We start from the raw sequence: 2,196 nt of genomic DNA on the forward strand, positions 1-2,196 counted from the left end.
AAAAAAAAAACACGAAAAAATTCCGATCTATCCATTTTTATTCTATTTTTGAAGCCGGAAATGAAACGCGTATCGAGGCACGAATCTGACAGTAAGGTCGGTGAGGTGCCCGTTAATTCACCATAAATTGTCATCGACGAATGAAACAACAAGCTTGCTATTTACCTGCCGAATGGCACCCGCAAAGCGGAGTACAATTGACCTGGCCTGACGAATACACGGACTGGGCGTCGATTTTAGTTGAAGTGCTGCCGGTTTACGAGCAAATAGCCCGGGAAATTTTAAAGCGCGAAAAGCTGCTGGTGGTCTGTCGCGACAAAACCAAGCTGCCCGATTTTTTGCAAGTGGAGAGCAGGCAACTGATCATTCGCGAAATGTCGGTGAATGACACCTGGGCGCGCGATCACGGGGCCATCAGCCTGATTCGGGATGGAAAACCCAGCTTGCTGAACTTCCGGTTCAATGGGTGGGGAATGAAGTTTGCCGCGGCACACGACAACCAAATCACCCCCAACTTAATGCGCCAGCAATCGTTTGCCGAAGGAGTCATCACCCAGGATTTATCCTATTTTACGCTTGAAGGTGGGGCCATTGAAAGCAACGGCGCGGGCTGTCTGCTGACTACCAGCGAATGCCTGCTGTCGAAAAACCGGAACGAACACCTGGGGCAGGCAGAGATTGAGTTCTTTCTGAAAAAAATATTGCATGCCGAGAAGGTGCTTTGGCTCAACCACGGCTTTTTGGAAGGCGACGACACCGACAGCCACATCGACACGCTGGCCCGCTTTTGCAGCGAAGATACCATTGCCTACATCCGCTGTACTGATTCAAGTGACATCCATTTTGATGCTTTGCAGAAGATGGAAGCCGAACTAAAGCAGCTAACCGATCAGTACGACCGGCCTTTTAAGCTCGTGCCACTGCCTTTTGCCGACCCGGTTTATGATGAAAACGGCGATCGCCTGCCGGCCACCTATGCCAATTTTCTGATTCTGAACAAGGCAGTCCTGCTTCCTGTTTATGAAGTACAACAGGATGCAGAAGCCATCGAAATTATGAAACAATTGTTCCCCGAACGGGAAATTATCCCCATCAACAGCCGCGCGCTCATCAAGCAGCACGGCTCTATTCACTGCATCAGCATGCAGTTTCCGCAGGGGGTTTTGTAACAAATCAAAATAGACAACAAAATGACAACAAATAAGCTACAAATCGGACTGGTTCAACAAAGCAACACCGGGAATACTGAGGAGAACATCAGCAAACTGGCTGCCAATATTGCCGATTGCGCCAGGCAGGGCGCCCAATTGGTGGTGCTGCAGGAACTGCACAACAGCCTTTATTTTTGCCAGGTTGAAGATGTTGACTTGTTTGATTTGGCCGAACCAATTCCGGGACCTTCGACGCAACTTTACAGTGAGTTGGCCAAAAAACACCAGGTTGTGCTGGTGACTTCCTTGTTTGAAAAACGGGCCAGCGGCCTCTATCACAACACGGCTGTAGTGTTTGACAAAGATGGGAGCATGGCCGGAAAGTACCGAAAGATGCACATTCCCGACGATCCGGGCTTCTACGAAAAGTTTTATTTCACCCCCGGCGACCTGGGCTACCAGCCCATTCAAACGTCGGTGGGCAAGCTGGGCGTGCTGGTTTGCTGGGACCAGTGGTATCCCGAAGCGGCCCGTTTGATGGCTCTGGCTGGTTCCGAACTGTTGATTTATCCCACCGCCATTGGCTGGGACCCGCGCGACGATCAGGACGAAAAAGACCGCCAGCGCAATGCCTGGATCACCATCCAGCGCTCGCATGCAGTGGCCAACGGTGTGCCCGTGGTTAGCGTCAACCGCGTGGGACACGAAGCCGACCCCTCATCACTTTCCGAAGGCATTCAATTTTGGGGAAACAGCTTTGTCAGCGGCCCGCAGGGTGAGTTTTTGGGCCAGGCCAGTTCCGATAGCGAAGAAAATCTGCTGGTTGAGGTCGATTTAAGCCGCTCGGAAGATGTGCGGCGCATTTGGCCCTTTTTCCGCGACCGCCGGATTGGAAGCTACAGCAAGCTCACCAAACGATTCCTCGATTAAGGACTCACCGATAAGACAATTTTTTTTTGTTGATAACAGGATTTTGACTGTTTGCGATATCATTTTGATTCATGACAACAGGGAAATGACTTCAAACAACAGGATTTTGGCTAGT

General features: G+C 50.6%; 2 protein-coding genes. Both read left to right on the forward strand.

The window, feature by feature from the left end:
- The first annotated feature begins 140 nt into the window (after nt 1-140).
- Nucleotides 141-1,169, forward strand: a complete 1,029-nt coding sequence (locus tag NC99_RS06955) for an agmatine deiminase family protein (protein WP_053181430.1) — start codon at nt 141-143, stop codon at nt 1,167-1,169.
- A gap of 21 nt (nt 1,170-1,190) precedes the next feature.
- Nucleotides 1,191-2,081 (forward strand): carbon-nitrogen hydrolase, encoded by an 891-nt coding sequence (locus NC99_RS06960; RefSeq protein WP_053181433.1) that lies wholly within the window; start codon nt 1,191-1,193, stop codon nt 2,079-2,081.
- Nucleotides 2,082-2,196: the final 115 nt, after the last annotated feature.

It is taken from the genome of Sunxiuqinia dokdonensis, from assembly GCF_001270965.1.
GTDB classification, from domain to species: Bacteria; Bacteroidota; Bacteroidia; order Bacteroidales; family Prolixibacteraceae; genus Sunxiuqinia; species Sunxiuqinia dokdonensis.